Source organism: Maribacter sp. 4U21 (genome assembly GCF_002742365.1).
GTDB lineage: Bacteria > Bacteroidota > Bacteroidia > Flavobacteriales > Flavobacteriaceae > Maribacter.
Window position 1 is genome coordinate 119568 of the sequence record NZ_MDGN01000038.1, and the last position, 20800, is coordinate 140367.

19 protein-coding genes and 2 pseudogenes are annotated in these 20800 nt (G+C 40.0%); 18 read left to right on the plus strand and 3 right to left on the minus strand.

The genetic code is table 11. The features are described 5' to 3' along the window. The first annotated feature begins 95 nt into the window (after positions 1-95). From BFP77_RS07675 to BFP77_RS07700, 6 genes and pseudogenes are all read left to right on the plus strand, one after another. Positions 96-1391 carry an aminopeptidase P N-terminal domain-containing protein gene (locus tag BFP77_RS07675; protein ID WP_099573446.1) on the plus strand — a complete coding sequence of 432 codons (1296 nt, stop codon included), beginning with the start codon at positions 96-98 and terminating at the stop codon, positions 1389-1391. 361 nt (positions 1392-1752) lie between these two features. Next, a pseudogene (locus BFP77_RS17315) lies at positions 1753-1905 on the plus strand (transposase); the annotation flags it as partial. Then, positions 1872-2891, plus strand: a complete 1020-nt coding sequence (locus tag BFP77_RS07685; protein ID WP_257212906.1) for an IS3 family transposase — start codon at positions 1872-1874, stop codon at positions 2889-2891. The pseudogene BFP77_RS17315 and the gene BFP77_RS07685, both read left to right, overlap by 34 nt. Positions 2892-3070: 179 nt before the next feature. Then, positions 3071-3310: pseudogene (locus tag BFP77_RS07690) on the plus strand (transposase); the annotation flags it as partial. Positions 3311-3819: 509 nt separating this feature from the next. Further along, positions 3820-4017 (plus strand): hypothetical protein, encoded by a 198-nt coding sequence (locus tag BFP77_RS17125; protein ID WP_099573448.1) that lies wholly within the window; start codon positions 3820-3822, stop codon positions 4015-4017. A gap of 303 nt (positions 4018-4320) precedes the next feature. Further along, a complete protein-coding gene (locus BFP77_RS07700; RefSeq protein ID WP_099573449.1) occupies positions 4321-6039 on the plus strand; it encodes an amidohydrolase in 1719 nt (572 codons plus the stop codon). A gap of 4 nt (positions 6040-6043) precedes the next feature. Here BFP77_RS07700 and brnQ read toward each other — a convergent pair whose 3' ends face one another. Continuing rightward, complete coding sequence (brnQ, locus tag BFP77_RS07705; RefSeq protein ID WP_099573450.1) at positions 6044-7339, minus strand: branched-chain amino acid transport system II carrier protein; 1296 nt, start codon at positions 7337-7339, stop codon at positions 6044-6046. Between the two features lie 263 nt (positions 7340-7602). Between brnQ and BFP77_RS07710 the strand changes: the two genes are divergently transcribed. Then, positions 7603-7818 (plus strand): hypothetical protein, encoded by a 216-nt coding sequence (locus BFP77_RS07710; RefSeq protein WP_099573510.1) that lies wholly within the window; start codon positions 7603-7605, stop codon positions 7816-7818. Between the two features lie 249 nt (positions 7819-8067). Here the strand turns inward: BFP77_RS07710 and thiL are convergent, their stop codons facing one another. Both thiL and BFP77_RS07720 read right to left on the minus strand, forming a co-directional pair. Then, the gene (gene thiL, locus BFP77_RS07715) at positions 8068-9117 is read right to left on the minus strand and encodes a thiamine-phosphate kinase (protein WP_099573451.1); all 1050 of its coding nucleotides are present in this window, start codon (positions 9115-9117) and stop codon (positions 8068-8070) included. Positions 9118-9207: 90 nt separating this feature from the next. Then, on the minus strand, positions 9208-10665 hold the full coding sequence (locus BFP77_RS07720) for a Gfo/Idh/MocA family protein (protein WP_099573452.1): 1458 nt from the start codon (positions 10663-10665) through the stop codon (positions 9208-9210). A gap of 198 nt (positions 10666-10863) precedes the next feature. Here BFP77_RS07720 and BFP77_RS07725 point away from each other — a divergent pair, with 198 nt between their 5' ends. The 11 genes from BFP77_RS07725 to BFP77_RS07775 all read left to right on the plus strand — a co-directional run bounded on the left by BFP77_RS07725 (position 10864) and on the right by BFP77_RS07775 (position 20770). After that, positions 10864-12108, plus strand: coding sequence for a choice-of-anchor B family protein (locus BFP77_RS07725; RefSeq protein WP_099573453.1), 1245 nt, complete (start codon positions 10864-10866; stop codon positions 12106-12108). A 4-nt stretch (positions 12109-12112) separates the two neighbouring features. Beyond that, entirely contained in the window at positions 12113-13456 is a 1344-nt protein-coding gene (locus BFP77_RS07730; RefSeq protein WP_099573454.1) for a hypothetical protein, read from the plus strand. Between the two features lie 124 nt (positions 13457-13580). Beyond that, on the plus strand, positions 13581-13910 hold the full coding sequence (locus tag BFP77_RS07735) for a HesB/IscA family protein (protein ID WP_099573455.1): 330 nt from the start codon (positions 13581-13583) through the stop codon (positions 13908-13910). 42 nt (positions 13911-13952) lie between these two features. Beyond that, entirely contained in the window at positions 13953-14318 is a 366-nt protein-coding gene (locus BFP77_RS07740; RefSeq protein WP_099573456.1) for a four helix bundle protein, read from the plus strand. Between the two features lie 41 nt (positions 14319-14359). Beyond that, on the plus strand, positions 14360-15805 hold the full coding sequence (gene sufB, locus BFP77_RS07745) for a Fe-S cluster assembly protein SufB (RefSeq protein ID WP_099573457.1): 1446 nt from the start codon (positions 14360-14362) through the stop codon (positions 15803-15805). An 11-nt stretch (positions 15806-15816) separates the two neighbouring features. After that, positions 15817-16683, plus strand: coding sequence for an N-acyl homoserine lactonase family protein (locus BFP77_RS07750; protein WP_099573458.1), 867 nt, complete (start codon positions 15817-15819; stop codon positions 16681-16683). Positions 16684-16689: 6 nt separating this feature from the next. After that, on the plus strand, positions 16690-17442 hold the full coding sequence (gene sufC / locus BFP77_RS07755; protein ID WP_099573459.1) for a Fe-S cluster assembly ATPase SufC: 753 nt from the start codon (positions 16690-16692) through the stop codon (positions 17440-17442). A 40-nt stretch (positions 17443-17482) separates the two neighbouring features. After that, on the plus strand, positions 17483-18799 hold the full coding sequence (gene sufD, locus BFP77_RS07760; protein WP_099573460.1) for a Fe-S cluster assembly protein SufD: 1317 nt from the start codon (positions 17483-17485) through the stop codon (positions 18797-18799). A 3-nt stretch (positions 18800-18802) separates the two neighbouring features. After that, positions 18803-19135, plus strand: coding sequence for an outer membrane beta-barrel protein (locus BFP77_RS07765; protein WP_099573461.1), 333 nt, complete (start codon positions 18803-18805; stop codon positions 19133-19135). Continuing rightward, positions 19132-19467 carry an outer membrane beta-barrel protein gene (locus BFP77_RS07770; RefSeq protein ID WP_180272327.1) on the plus strand — a complete coding sequence of 112 codons (336 nt, stop codon included), beginning with the start codon at positions 19132-19134 and terminating at the stop codon, positions 19465-19467. The genes BFP77_RS07765 and BFP77_RS07770 overlap by 4 nt, the downstream gene beginning before the upstream one ends. Before the next feature lie 88 nt (positions 19468-19555). Next, positions 19556-20770: an aminotransferase class V-fold PLP-dependent enzyme gene (locus BFP77_RS07775; RefSeq protein ID WP_099573463.1), complete on the plus strand. Its 1215-nt coding sequence runs from the start codon at positions 19556-19558 to the stop codon at positions 20768-20770. Positions 20771-20800: the final 30 nt, after the last annotated feature.

Below are 20800 nucleotides of genomic sequence, written 5' to 3' on the forward strand. Positions count from 1 at the left end.
GACGACTTCAATTTTATCGTGAATCCATTATTTCTTGCCGCCTAAAATGATAAAGCAGTACTTAATTCTTAAATTTAGCATCAAACTGAATATTCATGAAATACGAGCAAATCCCTAATTCACTTTTTATAAAGAACCGGAAGAAGTTCACGGCACAAATGCGTCCAAAAAGCATAGCCGTTTTTAATTCTAACGATATCTATCCCATCAGTGCGGACAGCACCATGCCTTTTGAGCAACATCGTGATATTTTTTATCTAAGTGGAGCGGACCAAGAAGAAACGATTCTGCTACTGTTCCCGGATGCCATGGATAAAAAACACCGGGAAATACTCTTTGTTCGAGAAACAAACGCGCACATTGCCATTTGGGAAGGCGCAAAACTTACTAAGGAACAAGCGACTGAAGTATCTGGCATTGAAACGATTTATTGGCTATCTGATTTTGATAAGGTGTTTTTTGATTTGATGACGGAGGCAGAAACCATTTATTTTAACACCAATGAGCATTACCGCCAGGCGGTGGAAACACAGACCAGGGAAGACCGGTTTATTATGGACTGTAAAAAGAAATTCCCAGCACATACCGTCGCGAAAAGTAATCCCATTTTGCAAAAAATCAGAGGGGTAAAAGAGCCGGAGGAAATTGCTATGATGTTAACGGCCTGTTCCATTACGGAAAAAGGTTTCCGTAGATTGCTGGGATTTGTAAGGCCAGGCGTTTGGGAATATGAAATCGAGGCGGAACTGTTGCACGAATTTATCCGAAACCGCTCCAAGGGATTTGCCTATTCACCTATTATTGCCTCGGGGAACAATGCTAACGTGTTACATTATTTGGAGAACAATCAGCAATGCCAATCTGGAGACCTTATTCTTATGGATGTAGCTGCAGAATATGCCAATTACTCAAGTGACCTGACACGTACCATTCCGGTAAACGGCAAATTCACCAAACGTCAGAAAGAAGTATATAACGCGGTACTCCGCGTAAAGAACGAGGCGACTAAAATGCTGATACCAGGAACCATTTGGGCAGAATACCACAAAGAATGCGGAAAACTAATGACTTCGGAATTACTTGGTTTAGGTTTGTTGGATAAGGCAGATGTTCAAAATGAAGACCCCAATTGGCCTGCCTATAAAAAATACTTTATGCATGGAACCAGTCATCATATTGGTTTAAACACCCATGATTATGGCGAGTTAAAAACGCCAATGGAGGCGAATATGGTCTTTACGGTAGAGCCTGGAATTTATATTCCGGCAGAAAAGATGGGGGTTCGTTTGGAAGATGATGTGGTTATCCAAGAAAAAGGAGAACCCATTAACCTTATGGCTACCATTCCCATTGAAGTGGAGGAGATTGAGGGGTTGATGCAGGCCCACTAGCCCTAATGTTGCGGGGAACTCTTACTTGGATACAATTGTTGATAAATTTAGTTTGTTCCTTGATTTAGAAAATGGTAAAAACACCTCCCCTCAGACGATGGGAGGTGAACATGGGTCTCCTTGCCGAGACATAAAAGTGGTAAAAAGGCAGAAGGGTGTAAGGTTCCATTGAAAATTTGATATTAACAATTATATGTTTTTCTAAATTTTCATTTTGTTTAATACCAACAAAGTTTGAAATTTTGCTCAAACTCATATTTATTTAGTCATAAGTATTGTAGCCTTCCCTAAAAATGTAGCCTTCCCTAAAAATAGGACAGCTTAAAATTAGAATTTTCTAACTTTAAATTTTAACTGTCACATGAAAAAAAGCAAGTTTACCGAGAGCCAGATCATCAAGGCCTTGAAAGAGAACGAACAGGACCGTAGTGTCGGGGATGTATCCCGCGAACTGGGCATCGACAAGAGCACCTTTTATTATTGGCGCAAGAAATATGGCGGAATGGAGGTCACGCACATGAAACGTCTCAAAGAGCTCGAGGAGGAGAACCGCAAGCTCAAACAGATGTACGCCGACGTAAGCCTGGACGTGCGCATGCTCAAGGACGTACTGTCAAAAAAGTTCTAGGGCCTTCCGACAAGAAGCACCGTGCCAAGTACCTTCAGGATGCCTATTCGGTCCGTGTATCGCGTTCCTGCCAAGTGATCGGGCTTGCCCGTTCGATGTGGTACTACCATACCAAAAAGGACGATACGGAAGTTGTCGAGGCGCTATCGAGGTTGGCGGAAGAACTGCCGACAAGGGGTTTCGAGGTGTACTATAAACGGCTTCGTCGCGAAGGCCATAAATGGAACAGGAAACGTGTACTTCGGGTTTACAGGAAGACGAACCTGAAGCTGCGCAGAAAGCATAAGAAAAGACTGCCCGCAAGGGTAAAGAACCCATTGGAGGCCCCTACGGCGCTCAACGAGGTATGGAGTATGGACTTCATGTCGGACGTTCTCTCCGATGGAAGGAAAGTAAGGGTGTTCAACGTCATGGACGATTATAACCGTGAGGCACTGGCCATGGATATAGGTCTGAACTATCCGGCAAGAAAGGTCGTGGAGACCTTGGAGTATCTGGAAGAGGAAGTAGGGCTTCCAAAGACGATACGCTGTGACAACGGTCCCGAGTTCATCTCGAAGACCTTGGCGGCATGGTGCAAGGGAAAAAGAGTGGAACTAAGGTTCGTACAACCGGGCAGGCCGATGCAGAACGGTTACATGGAAAGGCTCAACAGGTTTTACAGTGAGGACGTACTTGATGCCTACTGGTTCAACGACCTGCACCAGATCAGGACATTGACCGATAAATGGAAAAAGGATTACAATACGCAGCACCCACATTCATCATTGGGAGATATGCCACCGAGAGAGTATAAAGACCGTTTCGGGGAAGAATTCTTCCCCGAAACGGTCAACGATAAAGATATTTTTATGAATTTAGCGATGTCCTAAAACGGGTAAGGCTACAACCAGAGTATAATATTCCCAGATAGTATAGTTAACGAGTAAATAGAACATTTCATTGTGATTCAATATTTTTTTCTGACAGCGGAAGAACGTTTGGAATTCATATTTGAATATACCCCCAAAACGGGACAGTGAATTAAGTTCACTAAAAGAAACTTAAATTCCCTTCAAAATGCAAGAAAAAGGTAGTTTTAGAAGCGCTTAAAGAGCGTTACACGGCAAAGGAACTTGCACAAAGGTTCGAGATATCGCCTCAACAGGTAAACCTATGGAAACGGGAGTTCTTGACGCAGGCCGAGTCGGTATTCGCCAAAGTAGACAAATCCCCAAGGAGCGAGGCAGAGGAAAAGGAAGATCGATTGTTAAAAGTTATAGGCAAGCAAAATGTAGTGCTCGATTTTTAAAGAACGCCTTGCGCTAAGACCGATCAAAGAAAGGAGAAAAATGATAAGCATGGATCATTACGACCTAAGTATCGAAATGCAGTCAAACCTTTAATAATTATATCTTTCAGGGTTTTATTATAATCCTAAAGGAGAAAGCGAACTCTACTTGAAGTTGATGCGTCTTTTGGATGGGCATCACGCACACCACTTTTTCAAAGGTGGCAAACGGATGCACAAATGGCTTACTATGTACAAGGACCATAAAGAGTACCATAAGCGTATAGAAAGGTTGTGTTATCGTGTATAGGCTTAAAGGCCATCATAACGGGTAGGCACACTTCTAAGCTTAATAAGGAACATAAAGTACATTCTTATCTTCTTGGCAACCTAAAAAAAGAAAGACCGAATCAAATATGGGCGACCGACATTCCGATGCGCAAAGGGTTCATGTATCTAGTGGCCATAATCGATTTGCAATAAACTGGTAGGTATTATACACTATGGACGCTTAGTGATGCAAAGAGACCTTGGAAGAAGCTATTGAGGTACATGGTAAGCCGGAGATTATCAATACCGTTCAGGGGAGCCAATTCACTTCTGAGGTATTTACACATTTAGTTCTGTCGAACAACATAAAATTAAGTATGGATGGTAAAGCAAGGACTATCAATAATGTATTTATAGAAAGACGGTGGAGAAGGGTAAATAAGCAAGCATATACCTGAGCCAACCAGATTCAAGAAGATATCTATATGAACAGAGCAAACGATACTGTCATTACTATAACAAGCACATAAGACACCCAGGAGTCGATAATCAAATACCTTTAAAGTATTTGAAAGACCAAAGACAAGCAGCATAATAATCAATGATTGGAACTTAATTTAATACAAAATCTGCACTAAAGATCAATGGATTCCAATTTATTCACAGCATAAGAATAATGGAATTAACTTGAACTTCTTATAAATGGTATTTCTACTAGTTGTTTTATATCGTAAATTCAAGCTTTTAAAAAACCATACCCGATGCGAATTCAAAATGTAACTCTAATTAGTCTTTTTCTTTTAATACTATTGGCCTGTAACGGCCCAAAAAGCGAAACGGCTACCTTACTCATTTATGGTGGACCTATCTATACTGTGGACACGACCCAAACGCAGGTTGAAGCAGTTGCAACTAAAGGAGATAAAATTTTATTTGCGGGGACACTTGATGAAGCTGAGGTCTATAAAGATGAAAAAACGCAACTTATAGATTTAAAGGGCAAAACTATGACGCCCGGACTAATTGAAGGACATGGACATTTTATGGGGCTAGGTTACAATGAGCTAAATCTTGATTTGATGCACACGAAAAGCTATCAGGAGATAGTAGATGCCGTAGCCGAAAAGGTGAAGACGGCCGCTCCAGGAGAATGGATTATAGGTAGGGGTTGGCATCAAAGTAAATGGGATAATATGCCCGAAGTAACCGTTAACGGATTTCAAACGCATGATTTACTCAGTGCCGTATCTCCAGACAACCCGGTATATCTTAAACACGCTAGTGGGCATGCCAGCTTTGCAAATGCAAAAGCCATGGAAATAGCAGGGTTACAAGTACTATCGAAAGAAGGTATAGATAAGTTTAAAGTTGAAGGTGGAGAGGTAATGCGTGATGAGTTAGGAAGACCTACGGGGATTTTTAACGAAAGGGCCATGACGATTATTACAGAACATATCCCGGAAACCACAGCGGAAAAGGATAAAAAAGCTTTTGAATTGGCCGTGGCCGCTTGTCAAAGAAATGGAATTACTGGTTTCCACGATGCGGGAATAGGGAAAGAGACCATTGCTTTGTATGAGCAAATGAAGGCCGAGGATAAAATGAAACTAAGAATCTATGCCATGCTTACAGGTTGGGATAAAGAATTGTTAGGAGAATGGTATGAAAAAGGACCCATGATAGATCCGGAACATTTGGTTACCATACGTTCCGTAAAACTAAACTGTGACGGTGCATTGGGTTCCCGTGGGGCATGGTTGTTAGAACCTTATACGGACAGACCGGGCCATTTTGGACACGAAACACTTCCTATGGAATTTGTAAAGGAAACCGCTTTGAACGGACTTCGAAATGGCTTTCAGGTTTGCGCCCACGCTATTGGCGATAGGGCCAATAGAGAAATACTGGATCGATATGAAGCGGCTTTTACCGAATTACCCGATACAACTAAAGATCATAGATTCCGTATTGAACATGCCCAACACTTGCATCCGGATGATATACCACGTTTTGCAGAATTACAGGTAATTCCCGCGATGCAAGCCGTACATATGTCGTCCGATAGACCTTGGGCCATAGACCGCCTTGGAGAAAAACGCATTAAGGAAGGTGCCTATATGTGGCAAACTTTACTGCAAAGTGGCATTCCTATTGTTAACGGAACGGATGTCCCCGTAGAACCTTTAAATCCTATAGCCAGTCTGTACGCCAGCGTTAGTCGTAAAACTTTAAAAGGCACACCCGAAGGAGGTTATGAACCTGAACAAAAAATGACAAGAGCCCAGGCTTTGCGGTCGTATACCTTGGACGCTGCATATGGTGCTTTTGAGGAGGATATTAAAGGGTCGATTACGGCGGGCAAGTTGGCAGATTTTACTATTTATAACCAAGATCTTATGACCGTTGCTGAGGATAAGTTTTTGAATACCGAAGTAGTGATGACCATTTTTAATGGAGAAGTGGTCTATAAGAAGGAGTAGTGGATTATATAGTCCTTTTGGTATTACTCATCAAATTCATTATAATAAAAACTGTTACAGCGGGTAATACCCACCCTAGGCTAAAGGTGCTCAAGGGAATATAGTCTTGGAGGTTTGAAACTGCTTCTGCCAGGCCAATCGTGGCTAAGAAATCTGGAATGCTAAAAATCATAGTCGTAATCACTACCGCTTTGAATACTTTGGCAGATGCTAATTTCTCGGGCAGAACATTCAGTAGTATCAGTACGATGGTAATAGGATAGATGAACATTAAAGCGGGAATGGCAATGACAACGATAGCGTGAAAATTTAACTGACCTATCAACACCCCGATACAACAAGCCACTATTCCCGTGATAATATAGGCCTTTTGTGACCCCTTGAAGAGTCCCTTAAAATAGTCCGCAGTACCTGTAACGATGCCAACAGCAGTAGTAAAACAAGCGAGTGCAATTAGCATACTCAAGACCTTGTTTCCAAAAGCTCCTAACGAGGCAATGCTAATTCCACGAAGGAGATTGGCCCGTTGCATATCGTTGCTTAGGGCATTATCAATTTGAATATCAGAACCAAAAAAAGAACCTACAGAAATTAAACCTGCATATATTAGAAGCAACCCCAAACCGGCAATAAAACCAGATTTACGTATCATTTCCTTTTTTGCCTCAAAGGAAGTTAGTCCCTTTAGATTCAATGATATAATAACTACAGCTCCAACGACTACGGCACCGATGGCATCAAAAGTTTGATAACCTTCTAGAATTCCGCTGACCACGGGAGCATCAAAAGAAGATACGTTCATTAGTCCATCAGAAGTGAACAAGCCGATTCCTATTACGCCGAAAAGCATAATAACAATAAGAGGTGTTAAGAACTTACCGATGAAATTCAATATTTTAGAACGGTTCAGAACAAATACCAGAACCAGAGCAAAATAAATGCTGCTGGTCAATAACGGACTCGTACCAAACACAGGATGTATGGCCATTTCATGTGTTGCAGACGCCGTTCTTGGAGAAGGTATAGTAATAGAAATAAGATAAACGATAATGCAATAAATCGTACTGAATGTAGGAGACACTTTTTTTCCAAAGTCGTACATCGTGCCTTGCAGTCTGGCGTGTGCCAAAATTCCAAGAATAGGAATAACCACTGCCGTTATCATAAAACCAAAGGTTACCCACATCCAGTCTTCTCCTGCATTATAACCCAAAAGCGGAGGTAGTAGGAGGTTACCCGCTCCAAAAAAAAGGGAGAATAAGGCGAAAGCTGTGACTAGGGTTTCTTTGGTGTTGGTCATGTTAAACAAATAAGCGGAAAGATAAATGAAAAATAAGAAATGCGATTTTTAAAAATGGCTTACCTCTGTTTTTTAAAGGTTAACCACAAGAATTGTCTACATCACAACAAATTATAGTTCAGATGATTAAAAAGATATACTTTAGAAAAGTAATTAAGAACCCGATTGTTCTTTAAATTAGAATCATCAAAAACAGCAATAGAAAACCTTAGCATTTATCGATTCCCCAAATCGTACCTATGCACCTAAAAAAACCCTACAACATGAAAAAAATATTCTGCAATATTTTTGGCCACCACTACTCAGTTTCTAAGAAAGTTACTTCCCATATTAAAGAATACAAATGCATTCATTGCAGTAAGCAAGTTACCACCGATGTTAGTGGTAACCTATCTATTCTTACCCCTGAACTTCAGGATATCAACAGAACTTTAGAACATATCTATCAAAGAAGACATAACGCACAGCAAGTAGCGTAATCGTTTTGTTTTTTAATGCTATAAATTCCACTCCCGTGGCTGGTTATGGAATTTACTAACTATTCCTGGAAACAAAGTAAGCACCTTTTATCTTAACTGTCGTACGCCCCACAACGGTAAGTAAAGATCGCTCTTTTTTCCAGGATTTTTATTTGATAATCGTGATTTATAATGCTTCGACGCTTAGGTGGAAACAGATGTTGGCGTTCCATCCAATGTCTCGTAGGCACATCTTGGGATTATTTACTTTTAAGAATTATTGAACGAATTCCATCCTTGTGCCGTCAACGGAATTTTAGTTTCCGCCCTCGTAATTAAATGAGCACCTTGATCAGCGTTGGTCATATGACCGATTACCGTTAAGTTCGGATTTCCTTTTATTTTGTCAAAGTCGGATTGGTCAATGGTAAATAAGAGTTCATAATCTTCACCTCCACTTAAGGCTACCATGGTACTGTCCATATGAAACTCTTCACAGCTGGATATTACCGTTGGGTCCAAGGGAATTTTATCTTCATATAGATTACAACCAACCGTACTGTTCTTACAGAGATGTAAAATCTCCGAAGAAAGACCATCGCTGATATCAATCATGGAAGTAGGAAGCACATCTAATTTTTGAAGTAGCGTTACCATATCCTTGCGTGCCTCTGGTTTTAATTGGCGTTCTATGATATAGGAATAAGGGTCTAAATCTGGCTGACTGTTGGGATTTACTTTGAATACCTCTTTCTCCCGCTCTAAAACCTGAAGACCCATATAAGCACCGCCTAAATCACCGGTTACTACCAGTAAGTCGTTTGCTTTGGCTCCCGAACGGTACGTAATGTCCTTCTCTTCTGCTTCACCGATTGCGGTAACACTAAGTAGCATTCCTGTTTTGGAAGATGTGGTATCGCCACCTATTAAATCAACACCATAGGTTTTGCATGCCAGGCGTATTCCTGCATAAAGTTCTTCCAACGCCTCTAAAGGAAACCGATTAGAAACCGCAAGGGAAACCGTTATTTGTGTGGCGATGGCATTCATGGCATAAATGTCCGACAGGTTGACCATGACGGCCTTGTAGCCCAAATGCTTCAAAGGCATGTAGCTGAGGTCAAAATGAATGCCCTCTATTAATAGATCTGTTGAGACAACGGTCTTTTTTGAATTGAAATCCAATACGGCCGCATCATCTCCAATAGCCTTTATTGTGGATTTATGATGAACAGGATAGTCTTTTGTAAGATGTGCTATCAAACCAAATTCCCCTAATTTTTCCAGTGATGTTTTTTCCCTATTCTTATCTTCTATCATATTGCAAAAATAAGCACTAAACCTAAATTCAAAGTATTAAAAAACTGAAGCCCAAAGCTTCAGTTTTTTTAAATGAAATAGGGGATATCCTTATCCTAATGTATAACCATTCCTATAATTTCGTTTTACGAATTTATTGGCAGGTTCAAAATTAGTTACTTTCATGTTTTCGGCATCCCACCGTAAACGTTTTCTTCCGTAGTACTGTTTACCGCCTCCCCAGAAACTTTTGTTTTCTGCTGCGGGATCTACCTCAAAATAGGATTTAAGGGCCAAGTTTCCAATTAGGATACTTTCTGTAAACGGTCCTGCATAATCAAAAGAAGAACTTGTTTCAGCATTGCCATAACCGGCCATACAAGCATTTACCCATTGTAAATAGTGTCCCTCTGGAACACGGGCTATCGTTTCCTCTACCTCGAACTGTTCATTAAGTGATAAAGGTAACAACCTTGGATTGGCTCCGTAACAGTCCGCCATTAGTTTTCCTTTATCTCCAATGAATAGCACACCGCCATCCCAGTTGCCCAAAGCTTCGTCATCTCCTAATTCCTCTGGTCTTTCAGGTAAAAGTCCACCGTCCATCCAAGATACTTTTATAGTGCCCTTCCCATCCGTTCTGGGATAGCTTAGGTGTATTTTGCTGGAGTTCGGAAAGCTTTTCGGATAATCCTTATATTGAAAATTACCGCTAAAAGAATCAGAGACGCTACACTCAACAGCGTTTGGATATAAAATTGGGAGTATTCTATAAACGGGATCCATAATATGACAGGCCATATCCCCGAGGGCACCTGTTCCAAAATCTGACCATCCTCTCCAATCAAAAGGGAGATACGCATTATTATAATCGCGCATTTCAGCAGTACCCAACCAAAGATCCCAATTGAGGCCTTTTGGTATTTTATCTTTTTTTACAGGAGTTTGCAGGGCTTGTGGCCAAATAGCTCTATTGGTCCAGCATTTTACCGTATGTACATCCCCAATAATTCCGGTATCATAAATTTCTTTCATTTTTCTTACGCCATCACCAGAACCTCCTTGGTTACCCATTTGCGTAACTACCTTAAATTCTTTAGCTGCTTCGGTCAACATTCTAGCCTCCCAAATATCATGGGTCAATGGCTTTTGCACGTAAACGTGTTTGCCCATTTGCATGGCTTTATACGCTGCAACTGCGTGATTGTGATCCGGAGTAGAAACCGAGACGGCATCGATATTGTCTCTCTCCTTGTCCAACATTTTCCTAAAATCATTGTAGTAACTGGCTTTTGGAAATGCTTCCCGTGATTTTACCGCTTGTCTATCATCTACATCACATAACGCCACAATATTTACATTAGGACTTTCTGCGAAGGAAGCAATATCACTGTGGCCCTTTCCTCCGGCGCCAATACCGGCAATGTTCAACATATCACTTGGGGCAACATACCCTTGTCCGCCTAGTACATGTCTTGGTACAATCATAAAACCTGCGGCGGCAGCGGTAGTTTTCTTTACAAAGGACCTTCTGGAGGTATTTTTTAAAATGAAATTTTTGTTAGACATAGAAGAATTAAATTAAAGTTGTTCGTTTAGGGGCATTAAGATAATCTAAATAACTTGAACTCTAAGAGCATGTGTTAGAGATATTTTAGTTCTGGTGATACTTTAACCCTGCATTATAAAAGGGTTTTCATAATTTTCGTGATGAATTAGAAGAGATTTTATCTCGTATCTTTACGTAAGGGTACAATTATTGATATGATGAGTCACATGAAACTATTACGACTTTTTTCTTTGCTATTGGTTATTTCTTCTTGTTCCGTAAATGAAGTGCTTGATGATCTTGAAGTAATCGAGAATCCTGAGATTCCGGAAGTAACTATGAACGCAATGCCGTGCGAAAATGGTATGGCCGGTGATTTTCCTTGTAGCGGATATGATCTAGTGGGAAGAATATCGATACGTACCTTTCAAGCGCAATCCGGCAATGATATTTGGGGGTGGACGGATACTACCACCGGTAAGGAATACGCACTTATGGGATTGGATAATGGCACAGCTTTCATAGATGTCTCTGATTCGGAAAACTTGGTTTATTTAGGAAAGTTGCCTACAGCCACCTCTTCAAGTTCTTGGAGAGACATCAAAGTTTATCAAGACCATGCTTACATCGTGGCAGAGGCAAATAATCATGGGGTTCAGGTTTTTGATTTAACAAGGTTAAGAAATGTAGCAAATGCTCCGCAGACTTTTTCGGAGGATGGTAGATATACCGCTATTGGTAATGCCCATAATATCGTAATTAATGAAGACAGCGGTTTTGCTTACCCTGTTGGTACGGATCGCAATGATGTTTTTAATGGCGGTGTTCACTTCTTAGATTTGCAAAACCCTAAGGTTCCTCTTGCTGCAGGTGGATGGGGCGAGAACGGTTATACCCATGATGCACAGGTGGTCACTTATACGGGACCGGATGCGGACTATGCTGGTGCCGAAATTTTTGTGGGAGCTAATGAAGATCAAGTGGTGGTGGTAGATGTATCAAATAAAGATGATCCTATGGAACTTGCTACCTTACCTTATCCCAATATTGGGTATACCCATCAGGGATGGTTTACGGAGGATCAGCGCTATTTTATCCTAGGCGACGAGCTGGATGAGGTGAATTCTGGCTTTAGATCTAGAACGCTTGTTTTTGATATGATCGATTTGGATAATCCCGTGTTACACGATACCTACCTTGGGCCTACAAGCGCTATTGACCATAACGGGTATGTTTTAGGGAATGAGTTTTTCCTTGCAAATTATACCGCCGGAGTCCGGGTTTTGGATATTTCACAGATTGAAGGGAAGAATATTTCTGAAATAGGTTTTTTTGACACTTATCCTAGTGACGACAATACCCAATTTGACGGGGTTTGGAGTGTGTATCCCTACTTTGAAAGTGGAAAAATATTGGTAAGTGATATTAATGGCGGTTTCTTCATAATTAAAAAATCCAACTAAGACCATGAAAAAACTTCTCCTTGTTTTTATGGTGTTTGCCGTATTTTCTTGCTCAAGAGAAGAGGCAAATATGGATTTTGATCTGCCGGCTAACCAGTTCTTAGGAGAATTGGAGTGGATAAAAAGTTTTGGAGGAACAGGTGAAGAAACAGCGCAGGCTGTAATAGAAACAGCAGACGGTGGGTATGCAATTCTAGGTTATACCAATAGTACTGACGGAGATATTCAAAATAAATCATTGAACGTTAACGATTATTGGCTTTTAAAACTGGATGCAGACGGCAATTTACAATGGAACAAGACCTATGGGGGTAGCAAGGATGACCGGGGGGAAAGTTTGGTACAGACGCTAGATGGTGGTTATGCCCTAACGGGTTATGCTATGAGCGATGATGGAGACGGTTCTGTTAATAATGGATTTCACGATAATTGGGTATTAAATTTAGATGCTTCGGGGACTATCGAATGGGAGAAGAGTTTTGGTTTTTCCGGTCACGATCATTCCTACGATATTTTACAGACTACCGATGGCGGCTATTTCTTTACGGGCTTTTTAGATATTACCTCTGCTAGAGCGGACGGAAATACAGAGAAATCAGGGACATTGACCAGACATGGCGTGGGTGAATTTTGGGGAACCAGAATTAACAAAATAGGAGACGTAGAATGGAGGGGTTATTTTGGAGGAACTAACAATGATAGGGCACATGGTGTTGTACAATCTGAAGATCTTGGTTTTGTAATGGCCGGTTTTTCCGAGAGCAATGATTTTGATATTAGCGATACGCAGGGAAGTTATGATTTTTGGTTAGTAAAGGTAGATGATAAAGGGAATATGCTATGGGAACGTTCTTTTGGAGGTTCCGGAATAGAAATTGCCTATGATATCGCTAAAACCGATGATAACGCATATGTTGTTGTTGGCAATACTTTTAGTAATGATGGGGATATTTCAGTAACCAAAGGGGAATCGGATATTTGGCTTATTAAAGTTGATGATGCTGGGCTTTTAATTTGGGAAAAGTCTTTTGGTGGTTCCCAGTTTGATGCCGCTCAGGCCGTTACCCCAAGTAAAAATGGAGGATTTTTTGTAATTGGGAATTCTAAAAGTTCCGATGCGGACACTACTGAAAACGCAGGTGAAAACGATATTTGGATAATAAAAATCGACGCTGAAGGCAATCTCGTCTGGCAAAAATCTTTTGGTGGCGACAATATTGATTTTGGATTTGATATTATGGAAAACTCAGATAGCAGTGTACTATTGGTCGGTGAAACTTCAAGCACAAACTTTCCTTCCTTGACAACAAAGGGTAAATCGGACCTTGTAGTGATTAAAGTGAAATAGCACTTCAAATGATATGGATAGAAAAACCCTATCCCGATATACGTTATAATAATGTTAGGTTTTGTAATAAAAACCTACTTATGACTTATATTTGTAAACTATTTAGACCAAATCCAATTAAGAAATGATTCAAGTATCGGAAACGGCAAAATTGAAGGTCATCAACCTCATGACAGAAGAAGGTTTTGACGCAACTAAAGATTACGTTCGCGTAGGTGTAAAAAGTGGCGGATGCAGTGGATTATCCTACGAACTGGACTTTGATAATAAAATGGCAGAAACCGATAAGGTTTTTGAAGATAACGATGTACGTATCATCGTAGATAAAAAGAGCTTTTTATATCTCGTAGGAACGGTGTTGGAGTATTCCGGTGGTTTAAACGGTAAAGGATTTGTTTTTAACAACCCCAATGCACAGCGAACTTGCGGTTGTGGAGAGAGTTTTTCATTGTAGGGAAGTTAAAAAGAGAAGGAGTTAAAAAATAGTAAAGGTAGAATGTATAAGTCGTTTGAAGATTTAGAAGTTTATCAAGCGGCAATAGTTTTTACAGGTAAGGTTTATGTGTTGCTTAAAAAGCAACCGTTAAAAAGCGATTTTGCAATGGTTGACCAAATAAGGCGAGCAACCATTTCAATTTCGAATAATATAGCGGAAGGATTTGAAAGAGAAACAGACAAAGAATTAATACGATATCTTTATTTTTCTAAAGGTTCAGCTGGCGAAGTAAGGAGTCTTTTCAATGTAATGTTGGAGATTAATTATTTTGAAAAAGAAGAATTAAAAGAATATAAGAACGAGGTTTTGAATATTTCAAAACAACTTGCTAATTACATCAAGTTTGTTAAAAAGAGAATGGTATAATTTTTACTCTTTCCCTTTTTAACTTCTTAATTAGAAAAGACATGGCATATACTGAAGAGGAGTTAAAGAAAGAACTGGAAACCAAAGAATACGAATATGGTTTCTACACAGATTTAAAGTCAGATACCTTTCCAAAGGGTTTGAGCGAAGACATTGTTCGTGCTATATCCAAAAAGAAAAACGAACCGGAGTGGATGACAGAATGGCGACTAGATGCATACCGTATCTGGGAAGGCATGGAAGAACCCGAGTGGGCCAACGTACGTTATGAAAAACCGGATTTCCAGGCTATAAGCTATTATTCCGCTCCCAAAAAAGCGGACCCAAATAAAACTCTGGACGATGTAGACCCTGAGCTGTTGGCCATGTACAAGAAATTAGGAATTTCCGTAGATGAGCAAAAGAAGTTACAGAACGTTGCGGTAGACATTGTGGTAGATTCGGTCTCAGTAGCAACTACATTTCAAAAAACATTAGCTGAAAAGGGTATTATTTTCATGCCTATTTCGGAAGCCATACAAGAGCACCCAGAACTGGTTAAAAAATATATGGGGACCGTTGTTCCAAAAAGAGACAATTTTTATGCAGCTTTGAATTCTGCCGTTTTCACCGATGGGTCTTTCTGTTATATTCCTAAAGGTGTAAAATGCCCCATGGAATTATCAACCTATTTTAGAATTAATGAAGGAGGTACTGGTCAGTTTGAGCGCACTTTGGTCATCGCAGATGAAAGTAGTTACGTGAGTTATTTGGAGGGTTGTACGGCACCATCTCGGGATGAAAACCAATTGCATGCAGCGGTAGTAGAACTTATTGCACTTGATGATGCTGAGATTAAATATTCTACCGTTCAGAACTGGTTTCCAGGAAATGCCGAAGGTAAAGGAGGTGTGTATAACTTTGTTACCAAGCGTGGTATCTGTGAGAACAATGCTAAAATTTCTTGGACACAGGTAGAAACAGGTTCTGCGGTAACATGGAAATACCCTTCCTGTATTTTAAAAGGGAACAATTCCGTGGGCGAGTTTTATTCCATAGCGGTAACCAATAACTACCAGCAAGCGGATACGGGTACTAAAATGATCCACTTAGGAAAGAACACAAAAAGCACCATTATATCAAAAGGTATTTCCGCTGGAAAATCACAGAATAGTTACAGAGGTCTGGTACAGATCGGTTCTAGGGCAGAAAACGCCCGTAATTTTTCACAGTGCGATTCGCTTCTCATGGGTAATGAATGTGGTGCACACACCTTCCCATATATCGAAGCTAAGAACAAATCGGCTCAAATAGAGCATGAGGCTACCACCAGTAAAATTGGTGAAGATCAAATTTTCTATTGCAACCAAAGAGGAATCGATACTGAAAAAGCTATAGCGCTTATTGTGAACGGATTTAGTAAAGAGGTGCTGAACAAACTTCCCATGGAGTTTGCAGTAGAAGCACAAAAATTATTGGAAATCAGTTTAGAAGGTTCTGTAGGGTAATTAATTTGAAAATGAAAAAAGCACTATTTATACTTGCGATATCTTTTACTTTTTTTTCATGTAAAGAGGTAAAAAAGGAAGAAAGGAAAGCTGAAATAGTAAAACCCGAACTGAAGCTCTACACTTTTAGCGGTGGAACCGTAATGGTCAATAATCTGGAGTTATTTTCTCAAGATACTACGTACCAAGGTCAGACCAAAGAATTTGCCGATCCATTTTATGTTATTAGCCATCCTAAGGGAAATCTAATGTGGGACGCAGGCTTGCCAGAAATGTTGGTTCCCATGCCAGAACCCTATACAGATCCAAGCGGTGCTTTTACCGTATCTAGAAAGGATTCGGTCGTGAATCAATTGAAAACAATAGGTATGACACCGGATGATATCACGTACCTAGGACTATCCCACACCCATTTTGACCATAGTGGTCACGCCAATGCCATTAGTAATGCCACTTGGCTGGTTCAAGGTTCAGAGTATGATATGATTACAAGTGAAGAAATCAGGAATAGCGAGAATGCAGGACTGTATGAGGCCATTAAAGAACTCAAAAACGTTAAAAAACTAAATGGAGATTTTGATGTATTCGGAGACAGTAGCGTTATTATTAAATCCATGCCAGGTCATACACCAGGGCATCAGGTTTTATTTCTGGATATGCCAGAGAATGGTCCCACATTGTTGACTGGAGATTTATATCACTTATATGAAAATAGGGAACACAAGAGAGTTCCAAGTTTTAACTTCGATGTAGAGCAAACCCTATCCAGTATGGATGCGTTTGAAGCTTTAGCGAAGGAGAAAAATGCGAAAGTATACTTACAGCATCAAAAAGAAGATTTTAATAAAATGCCCAAGGCACCAAAATATTTAAACTAGTAGCGAATGTTGACGATTAAAGATTTACATGCTCAAGTAGAGGATAAAGAGATTTTAAAAGGAATAAACCTAGAAGTTAAAGCGGGTGAAGTACACGCAATAATGGGTCCAAACGGTTCAGGTAAAAGTACCTTGGCTTCTGTTATCGCCGGGAAAGAAGAATTTGAGGTAACTCAAGGTTCTGTTTCATTGAACGGTGAGGATTTGGAAGATGTTGCTCCGGAAGAAAGAGCACATAAGGGCGTGTTTCTTTCGTTTCAATATCCTGTGGAAATTCCTGGAGTTTCTGTTACTAATTTCATGAAGACGGCCATAAACGAGTCTAGAAAGGCAAGAGGCCTGGAAGATATGCCAGCAAACCAGATGCTGAAGTTAATTCGTGAGAAATCCGAATTATTGGAAATAGATAGGAAATTCCTTTCACGTTCTTTAAACCAAGGTTTTTCCGGAGGGGAGAAAAAAAGAAACGAAATTTTTCAAATGGCAATGTTAGAACCTAAGGTGGCCATCTTGGACGAAACGGATTCCGGTTTGGACATAGACGCCTTGCGAATTGTAGCGAACGGGGTGAATAAATTAAAGAGCAAGGATAACGCGGTAATTGTTATTACACACTATCAAAGACTTTTAGATTATATAGTTCCTGATTTTGTTCACGTACTACATAACGGTAAAATTGTAAAATCTGGCGGTAAGGAATTGGCACTGGAACTAGAGGAGAAAGGATACGATTGGATTAAGCAAGAGGCTGCCGTTTAGGGGTAACCCGTGATTTTTCTGCAAACTGAAAATTAAAAAAATGGATTTAAAAGATAAATTAATTTCTTCCTTTATGGCCTTTGAGAACAATGTGGACGTAGAACACCCTGTTCACGATGTGCGTACCGAGGCTATAAAGAATTTTGAAGCAAAGGGGTTTCCGAACAAGAAGGAAGAAGCTTGGAAATATACTTCGTTGAACAGTCTCCAGAAAATAGATTTCAGCATTTTTCCTAAACAGGACAATGCACTTGAATATAAGGATGTCAAAAAATATTTTATCCATGATATAGACACCTATAAAATTGTCTTTATTGATGGGGTTTATAGTTCGCACTTATCCGAAACTACACACGACGGGGTGGATATTTGTTTAATGAGTTCGGCCTTGACCAAACCCATGTACAAACAGATTATAGATGTATACTTTAATAAGGTAGCCTCAAAAGATGAGTCTTTAACCACCTTGAATACTGCTTTTAGTAGAGAGGGGGCATATATTTATATTCCCAAGAACAAGATGCCTAAAAAGCCTGTTGAGATACTGAATTTGGCTACTGGGAACGAGGCATCGCTAATGCTGCAACCAAGAAACCTTGTTATTGTAGAGGAGAACGCAGAAGTCCAGATTATAGAACGTCATCAAAGTCTTACTTCTAACGAAGTGCTTACCAATGCCGTAACGGAGATTTATGCTGCAGAAAATGCGATAATAGACTATTATAAAATCCAAAATGACGCTGCTAAAGCTTCATTGATAGATAACACCTATATCAACCAAAAAAGTAAAAGTAATGTTAGCGTACATACCTTTTCCTTTGGCGGTAAACTAACCCGAAATAATCTTAATTTCTTTCAAAACGGGGAGTACATGGACTCTACCATGAAGGGGGTTACAATTTTAGGAGATAAGCAACATGTGGACCATCATACTTTGGTACATCATATTGAACCTAATTGTGAAAGTCATCAAGATTATAAAGGAATTTATGGCGATAGTTCTACCGGGGTTTTTAACGGTAAAATCATTGTAGACAAGATAGCGCAGAAGACCAACGCCTTTCAACAGAACAACAATATCCTGATAAGTGATAAGGCAACGATCAATACAAAACCGCAATTAGAGATTTTTGCGGACGATGTAAAATGTTCCCACGGTTGCACTATTGGTCAATTAGATGAAGATGCGCTTTTTTACATGCAAACAAGGGGTATTCCTAAGAAGGAGGCACGTGCACTTTTAATGTACGCTTTTGCCAACAATGTTTTGGAAAGTGTTCGTATTCCTGAACTTAAAGCTAGAATCAATAAACTAATTGCCAAGAAATTAGGGGTTAATCTAGGATTTGACTTATAAGTTATGTACAAAATTGATAATAATAGAAAAAGAGCTATGATTGTCATAGCTCTTTTTTCGTTTTTGATTTATGATGGTAATGCCCAGGAGACCACTTTTGGATTAAAGGGCGGGCTAAATTATTCTTCCGTTGTTGGGGATTTAACGGATGGTATTAAATTTCGTTTCTCCGGTCACGTAGGCCTGTTTTTAGAGATAGCGTTCACGGAAAAATTTCAATTGCAACCAGAACTCCTATATTCTTCTCAAGGATTTCAGTTTAGTACGGATTTGGCTGCCATCCAAAATGGGGTTCTACTGGCCAAGAAAATGATTTTAGAACCAACGTGCAATTGAATTACCTGACTGTTCCACTACTAGGAAAATTTCTGCTTAATGACAGGTATTCCTTGGAATTTGGTCCACAGTTCGGGTTTTTGCTCAACCAAGTAACAAAAATCAAGAATTTGGACGAGCAAGATGGTACTAATACTAATGAAAGAAGCTCCGTCTCAGGAGATTTTCAGTTGGATTACGGTGTTACTGCGGGAGTGGCTATGCGTATAAACGATAACATTTCGTTAGCGCCTAGATTTTATATTGGCATTAGAAATCGGCTGAACGGATTACCCAATGCTCAGAACTACAATGTTGCACTACAGTTTTCTGCGAATTATAGTTTTCGCTGATATACGTAATCATATTACTTTAATTTGGCCCTGTGATGTAAGTAGATATGGAACCTAGTCGGTATCTTTGTATTTCAATAAAAGTGCTATGTTGAACGTAACGAAAATTCGAAAAGATTTCCCCATTTTAGAACGTGAGGTCAATGGTAAACCACTGGTTTATTTAGATAATGCGGCTACCTCACAGACCCCACAACAGGTGATAGCTACAATAGTGGACTACTACCAGAATTACAACGCTAACATACATAGGGGTGTTCATGCACTATCGCAAGAGGCTACCGATAAATACGAGCAAGCACGTGTAAAGATTCAAAAACATTTTAATGCGGTCAAGCCTCATGAAATTATCTTTACCTCAGGCACTACCCATAGTATTAATATCGTCGCGAACGGTTTTTCTTCCCTGATTGAAAAAGGAGATGAAATCCTTGTCTCCGCAATGGAACACCACTCCAATATCGTACCCTGGCAAATGCTATGCGAACGTACAGGGGCAACACTAAGAGTTATTCCTATGAATCAAGACGGGGAACTTTTAATGGAGGTGTATGATGATTTACTTTCCAAAAAAACAAAGCTGGTATTCTGTAATCATATTTCAAACGCATTAGGAACCATTAACCCTATTGAAGAAATAATAAACAAAGCCCATGCAGTGGGTGCGGCCGTGCTAATAGATGGCGCCCAAGCAGCACCGCATTTAGTGGCAGACGTTCAAAAACTGGATGTAGATTTCTATACGGTTTCCGCACATAAAATATGTGGGCCCACCGGAGTTGGTATGTTATATGGCAAAGAAGAATGGCTTAGCAAACTACCACCTTACCAAGGAGGTGGCGAAATGATTGCAGAAGTTACTTTTGAGAAAACCACTTATGCGGACTTACCTCATAAATTTGAAGCAGGTACACCCAATATTTGTGGTGGCATAGCTTTTGGCGCAGCCTTGGACTATATGAACGCAATTGGTTTTGATGAGATAGCAAGGTATGAACAGGACTTATTGGGATACGCAACGAAGCAACTTCTTGAAATAGAAGGACTCAAAATATACGGCACAGCAAAAAAAAAGACCTCTGTTATTTCTTTTAATATTGAAGGTTTACACCCCTATGATATAGGAAGTATTTTGGATAAGCTGGGGGTTGCCTTGAGAACAGGACATCACTGTGCACAACCCATTATGGATTTTTACGGAATTCCCGGCACTGCAAGGGCCAGCTTTAGTTTTTATAATACCAGAGGAGAGGTAGATGTTCTGGTCAATAGTGTTAGACTAGCAAAGAATATGTTGCTTTAAACATCGGAGTTATGGTTTTCTTAAACTATT